This is a genomic window from Ensifer sp. PDNC004 (genome assembly GCF_016919405.1).
In the GTDB taxonomy this organism is placed as follows: Bacteria; Pseudomonadota; Alphaproteobacteria; order Rhizobiales; family Rhizobiaceae; genus Ensifer.
In genome coordinates, this window is the sequence record NZ_CP070353.1 from 3,300,968 (window position 1) to 3,307,500 (window position 6,533).

Sequence of the window (6,533 nt, forward strand, 5' to 3'; positions counted from 1 at the left end):
CGCTATCCCTTGATGTACCAGCCCCAGGGCTCGTCGGCATCGAAGCTGGTGATCTGCTTGGTCTCCAGATAGTTCGAAAGCCCCCAGCGGCCGAGTTCGCGGCCGATGCCCGATTGTTTGTAGCCGCCCCATGGCGCTTCGGTGAAGGTCGGCTGCGAGCAGTTGATCCAGACGATGCCGGCGCGAAAGGCGCGGGCGACGCGCTCGCAGCGGTCCCTGTCGGCCGACATGACGGCGGCTGCAAGACCGAAGCGGCTGTCGTTGGCCATGCGGATCGCGTCTGCCTCTTCGCCAAACGGCTTGACGCAGACAACCGGGCCGAAGATCTCCTCGCGCCAGACGTAGCTGTCCTCGCGCATATCGGTCAGCACCGTCGGCTCGATGAAGTAGCCGCTGTTGAGGCCGGCCGGGCGGCCTCCGCCGGCAGCCACGGTGGCACCGTCCTGGCGGGCGCGGTCGATCGCGCCCATGATCTTGTCGTACTGGCCCTTGGAGACGATCGGCCCGAGCAGGGTACCGTCATCGATGCCGTTGCCGATGGTGATTTTCGCGGCCTCCTCGCAGAGGCGCTTGACGACGCTCTCGTAGATCGTCTCCTCGACGAGCACGCGTGAGGTCGCCGAGCAGACCTGGCCCTGGTTCCAGAAGATGCCGAACATGATCCATTCGACGGCCTTGTCGATATCGCTGTCGGCGAAGACGACGAAGGGCGACTTGCCGCCGAGTTCGAGGCTGACGTTCTTGATGTCCTGGGCTCCGGCCATCATCACCTTGCGGCCGGTGACGACAGAGCCGGTGAAGGCAAGCTTGTCGACCAGCGGATGCTCGGTCAACGGCTGGCCGGCGTCCTGGCCGGTGCCGGTGAGGATGTTGAGCACGCCGGCTGGCAGCCCGACCTCCTCGGCGATGACGCCGAGCTCGAGCGCTGTCAGCGGCGTCAGCTCCGACGGTTTGAGCACGATGGTGCAGCCGGCGGCGAGCGCCGGCGCCACCTTCCACGACACCATCAGCAGCGGATAGTTCCAGGGTGTGATTGCGCCGACGACACCAAGCGGTTCGCGCACGGCACGTGACGTGAAGCGGCTGTCGCCGACGGTGATCGCCTCCTCCGGGTTGGCGTCCAGTTCCTCGGCGAGGCCAGCATAATAGCGGAAGCAGCCGGCGGCATCGTCGATGTCCCACAATGCTTCCGGCAGCGGCTTGCCGTTGTCGGCGACTTCGAGCCGGGCCAGCGAGTGGCGCTTCTCTTCGATCTTGGCAGCGATCGCGCGAAGATAGGCGGCGCGCTCGGTTCCCGACAGTTTCGGCCAGGGACCGCTGTCGAAGGCGATGCGGGCAGCCTTAGTGGCCCGGTCCACGTCTTCGTAGGTTGCGGCAGGCGCACGATGGATGACCTCTTCCGTCGCCGGGTCGATCACGTCGAGCGTGCCGCCGCGGCGCGGTTTTTCCCATTTTCCGTCGATGAACAACCGGTCCTGCATGCAATACCCCTTTATAGCCCGGTGCGAGTATGGCCAGTCAAAGTGAAACGCGCCAGCCGTAAGTTACGGCTGGCGTTGGTCTTTTTCCCGCGGGGAGACGGCTCTAACGGTTGGTCGCCGACCCGCGCCACACAAGGAACGGCAAAACCGGCAGCACGGCGCAGGCGCTGGCAAAGAGCCAGAACTGCCCGAGCGTCACGAGATCGCTGGTATACAAGGCTCCCGAGACGATGCCGGCGATCAAGCTGGCATCCATGAGTGGCAAGCTGACGGCATAAAACAAGGCCTGGCGCTCAAGAGGCAGGCAGCGTTGCACGAGGGTAAAGTAGGTGGCGAAGGCGATCATCTCCGGTATGCCGCCGACGATCAGCAGTGCGCTCGCGACCAGATAGTTGGGCGTGAAAATCAGCGCGAAGGTCGAAAGGCCCTCGAGCAGGCTGGAGATGAGATAGGCGCGAAGCAGCGCTTGCGTGCTGGTCAAAGCCCCTGCCAATTGATGCGAGACGATGGCGCCGATCAGGGCGCCGGCACCCTGCGCCGCCAGAAGCAAAGTCCACATCTCGGGGCCGAGATGAAACTGGTCACGATTGAGCCAGAACAGGAACGGCTGCAGTGCCCCGAGCGAGACCATGTAGCCGAAAGCCGGGAGCAGCAAGGCCCAGAGTACGGGGTTCTCGCGGAACATCGCAAGGATTTCCCGTTCGAAGCCCGGAGCGTGTGAAGGGGCCGCGTTCTCTTGCACCTGCCTGTCGCGTGGTTGAAGCACCAGTAGAAGGGCTGTCGCGATCTGGGCGAGCGCCAGCGCAGCAAGCGTTGCCTCGATCGAGGCGGAGGCGACTGCGAGACCCGCTGCCGGCGGTCCGAAAATCTTGCCGAAGCGGTCGATCGCCTGGAATGCGGTATTGGCCTCCATGTTGCGACCGGCGGGAACGACGGCGGCGCGTAGCATCAGGAGGCCCGGCGTGATCCCCGCATCCGCAGTGCCGATGACCAGGACAATCATCTGCACTGTCATCGCGTTCGGCGCGAATGCAAGGCCGGGAATGGCGACGGCGGTCACCAACAGGGAGCATAGCACCGGAAGCCTAGGGCCGCTCCGCCGCAGGAGCGCGGCGACGATCGGCGCAAGCAGGAGGCTCGGCAGCAGGCGCAAGGCAAGACTGCCGACCAGTTCCGCACCGGCGCCGAAACGCGTTGCGACGACGAGCGGTAACGCGGCGACGAGCATCCAGGAGCAGAAGGAATCGACGGTGAGGACAAGGCTGATGCGCCGGAAGGCGGCATCGCCCCAAAGATTGGAAGTGTTCATAGGAGAGCCCGATGAGACGCAATCGATCTCGGGTCTGCTGCATTGGCAGGTTTGATGAGATCGACGCGAACAGGATAAGCCCGCGCGAGAGGCGGACGGTTCTGGGCTCACAGATGCAAGCCCCGCCTTGCGGGGCTAATCAGGCCATCAAATGGGGTTCGCTCGACATGGCCAGCCATCTACCATGGGCGCTTCTCAGGTGACAAGCGGCAGCCTTCATGGTGATGGCTGCCGCGATGGATAGGCGGCCCTGCGCTATCGCGGTGCGTTGGCCAAGGCCGGCGTGACATTGGCGATCTGCGTGATCACCATGCCGCCGACGATGAAGAACAGGCCGGTCAGCCGCGCCGCATTGACTGGCTTTTGCGGAAAACCCATCAGGCCGTAGTGGTCGATCAGCATGGAAATGACCATCTGGCCGGCAATGACGGCAACAATGAAGCTTGCCGCGCCGAGCTTCGGCGCAAGGAGGAGGGCCGCGGTAATGTAGATCACGCCGGCGAGGCCGCCGATCCAGATCCACCACGGACCCTTGAATGCCACAGCCAGGTTGGGCAACGGCGCCCGGAATGCAATCAGCATCGGCAGGATGAGCGCGAGGCTGACGCCGAGCGAGACAACCGTCGCCCAGAGCGGATGGCCGAGGAGGCGGCCAAGGTTGGCATTGGCGCCGGCCTGGAGGGGGACGACGGCGCCGGCGAAGATCGCCACGGCAAGCAACAGGAGGGAGGAGAGATTGGGCATTGTTTTTTTCCTTTTGTTGCCGTGATCCTCTCTCATTTGCGCGGAGAATGGAAATTCCGATTTTGCAGGTGCTATATTCGTGCGATGAATAATCTTGGCGCTATCGACCTGAACCTGCTCGTGGTGCTCGACGCCCTCCTGGCGGAGCGCCATGTCTCGCGCGCGGCTCTCCGGCTGAACAGGAGCCAGCCTGCCGTCAGCCATGCGCTGGCGCGGTTGCGCGCACTGTTCGACGACCCGTTGCTGGTGCGCCACGGCGGCCAGCTCGAGCCGACGGTGCGGGCGCTGGAGATCGCGCCGCAGCTTGCCGAAGCGCTCGCGCATATGCGTCAGCTCATGGGGTCTCAGCCGTTCGATCCGGCGCGCGCGCGCCATGTCTTCCGGCTGGCGATGTCCGACTACGCAGCACTTGTGCTGCTTCCGCAACTGACGGCAGTGCTGCGCCAGCAGGCGCCGAACGTCGATCTCATTGTCAGCCAGGCGAGCCGCGAAGTGATGATGGCGCAGGCCATCGACGGGGAGATCGATCTGGCGCTCGGGGTTTTCCCGACGCTTGCCGAGGATCTGAGAACATCCTTGCTGTTTGAGGAGCACTTTGCCTGCCTGGCCGATCGTGTGAGCCTCGGTGGCGAAACTACGATGGATCTTTCCGCCTATCTGCAGCGGCCGCATATCCTCGTTTCGCTGCGCGGCGATACCGGCAACGAGATCGACCTCGCGCTTTCGGCTATCGGACACAAGCGCCGTATCGCGCTGGCTTTGCCCCATTGGAGTGCGGCGCCCGGTCTCGTTGCCGGAACCGACCTCGTGCTGACGGTCGCGCGCCGTATCCTGCCCCGCGACGGGGAGGCCGGGCAGCTTGCCATCTTCCCGCCGCCTTTCGCGATCCCGCCCTTCGCCTTCCGGCAGATCTGGCACCGGCGGCGCGACGGCGATCCGGCCCATCGCTGGCTGCGGGACCTGATCGCCGGTGTTCTGGCGCCGTCGACTGCGGCCCCCGCCGCCGTGTGACGCGTGAAAACGAAAAGGCCCGGTGCGGCGATGCCGACCGGGCCTTTCTTATAGGCTTTGTTTAGTGCGTCAGTGGCTGACGCCCTGGATCGCCGAAACCTGCCACTCGGCGCCCGGCTTGCGCACGAAGGTCCAGAGTTCGACGGCTTCCGTCAGATTGTCCGGATCGCCGCTGATTACCTTGCCGGTGGTGCGGTCACGCATGACGTCGATGCTCTCGTAGCGCATGGCGACGGTCGCGAACTCCGTTCCGTTTTCCGACCAGGCCTCGGCGACGTCGCCCTGAACCAGGTGCACATCGCGCACATCGTTCTTGACGCCGCTCGTGGCGTTGTCGCTGAGCTCTTCGGCGAGGTAGGACATGGCTTCCGGCGTCGTCAGGCGACGCAGCGTGCCGTAGTCTTCCGCAGCATAAGCGGCCTGGACCTCCTTCAGCATCTTTTCGAACTGCTCGAGGTCGGAGCCCTCGATGCCGATCTCATCGGTCGGGCCGTCGGTGACGGGCGCTGCCTGAGGGGCAGCCTGGGGCCGCGCCTGCGGCTGGCCGCTTGCCTGGCCACCGCCGATGCTCGGGATCTTGAACGACGGCATGCCGTTCGAAGGCTGCTGGCCCGACGAGCGCTCGGACGGACCGGCATAGGCCGTCTGCTGGCGGTTGCGGTTGAAGAAGCGCATGGCGAGCATGATCAGGCCGCCGATTAGCAGCATCTGCACGATCAGGCCGAGGAAGCCGGCAGCGCCGCCTAAGCCGCCGCCCATCAGCATGCCGATGAGACCACCGACCATCAGGCCGCCGAGCAGCGAACCGCCAAAGCCGCTGAAGAATCCCGGGCGGGCGTTCGGCTGGGTGGCGTTCGGACGCGTCTGGCCGGCTGCCGGAGTGGCGGCGGCGGGGCCTGCGTCCTGGCGCGGCGTCATCGAACGGTTGATCGGTGCCGCGCTCGTCGGCGCGGTGTTGGTGGTTGCCGGCTGCGAGAAGGTGCGGGTGCCGCGGCTACCGAAGCCGCCGCCCGAACGCCGCGCTTCGGCGACGTCCACAACGGTCAGCGCGACGACCATGCCGATCGCCATCATTGCCAGAGTTCGTCCAAAACGCCCAAATCGCTGCATTGCCATCACAACCCCTAAATCTTGCTTGGGCTCAAACCGAGCCATCAGGGCCTGATATAGGGGCTCGACGCCTGAGATTTAAGCTTTTCGCGTCGTTTTTCGGCCAGTTTACCGTTATCCGACACCGCTACCTGGCCGAATCCGGCGTGGAATCAGCATCTTCGGCGGGCGCCCGAACGTCGCCCGCCCTTGCCCGAGACGCCTAGCGATTGGCCGCGAGGATCATCGTCGCCGCCTTTTCGGCGATCATGATCGTCGGCGAGTTGGTGTTGCCCGAGGTGATTGTCGGCATGACCGAGGCGTCGGCGATGCGCAATCCCTTGAGCCCCCGTAGGCGCAGTTCCGGATCGACGACGCTGTCGGGATCGGCGCCCATGCGGCAGGTCCCGACCGGATGGAAGATCGTCGTGCCGATGTCGCCGGCCGCACGCTTCAGGTCCTCCTCGGTCTCGTAGGAAGGCCCCGGCTTGAACTCGACCGGGTTGAAGCGGGCGAAGGAAGGTTGCCTGACGATCTGCCGCGTTAGCCGGATGGCATTGACCGCGACGTTTCGGTCGGCCTCCGCCGTCAGGTAGCGCGGCCGGATGTCCGGTGAGGCGGCAAAGTCCGGCCCTTTGAGATGCACCGAACCGCGGCTTTCCGGACGAAGGTTGCACACACTGGCGGTGATAGCCGGGAAGGAATGAACCGGCTCGCCGAACTTGTCGAGCGACACCGGCTGCACGTGATACTGCAGATCCGGCGTTTCCTTTTCCGGCCCGGAGCGGGTGAAGATGCCGAGCTGGCTCGGCGCCATCGCCATTGGCCCGGAACGTTTCAAGAGATATTCGAGCCCGATCGACGCCTTGCCGAACAGCGAGTTTGCCTTTTCGTTGAGC

At 64.9% G+C, this 6,533-nt stretch carries 6 protein-coding genes (1 of these 6 cut by a window edge); 1 reads left to right on the forward strand and 5 read right to left on the reverse strand.

Translation table 11 applies throughout. The features are described 5' to 3' along the window. Nucleotides 1-2: 2 nt before the first annotated feature. From JVX98_RS24210 to JVX98_RS24220, 3 genes are all read right to left on the reverse strand, one after another. A complete protein-coding gene (locus JVX98_RS24210) occupies nt 3-1,481 on the reverse strand; it encodes an aldehyde dehydrogenase family protein (RefSeq protein ID WP_192450904.1) in 1,479 nt (492 codons plus the stop codon). A 103-nt stretch (nt 1,482-1,584) separates the two neighbouring features. Next, the gene (locus JVX98_RS24215) at nt 1,585-2,790 is read right to left on the reverse strand and encodes an MFS transporter (RefSeq protein WP_192450903.1); all 1,206 of its coding nucleotides are present in this window, start codon (nt 2,788-2,790) and stop codon (nt 1,585-1,587) included. A 255-nt stretch (nt 2,791-3,045) separates the two neighbouring features. Further along, nucleotides 3,046-3,534 (reverse strand): DMT family transporter, encoded by a 489-nt coding sequence (locus tag JVX98_RS24220; RefSeq protein WP_043619501.1) that lies wholly within the window; start codon nt 3,532-3,534, stop codon nt 3,046-3,048. 84 nt (nt 3,535-3,618) lie between these two features. On the opposite strand from JVX98_RS24220, the gene JVX98_RS24225 reads away from it, so the two are divergent. Further along, complete coding sequence (locus JVX98_RS24225) at nt 3,619-4,545, forward strand: LysR substrate-binding domain-containing protein (protein ID WP_205237631.1); 927 nt, start codon at nt 3,619-3,621, stop codon at nt 4,543-4,545. A gap of 69 nt (nt 4,546-4,614) precedes the next feature. Here JVX98_RS24225 and JVX98_RS24230 read toward each other — a convergent pair whose 3' ends face one another. After that, on the reverse strand, nt 4,615-5,616 hold the full coding sequence (locus JVX98_RS24230; protein ID WP_371826578.1) for a Tim44 domain-containing protein: 1,002 nt from the start codon (nt 5,614-5,616) through the stop codon (nt 4,615-4,617). 241 nt (nt 5,617-5,857) lie between these two features. Continuing rightward, nucleotides 5,858-6,533: the 3' end of a GMC family oxidoreductase gene (locus tag JVX98_RS24235; protein WP_192450900.1), read on the reverse strand. 920 nt of this gene lie beyond the right edge of the window; the window shows 676 of its 1,596 coding nt (coding positions 921-1,596); its start codon lies off the right edge, out of view; the stop codon is at nt 5,858-5,860.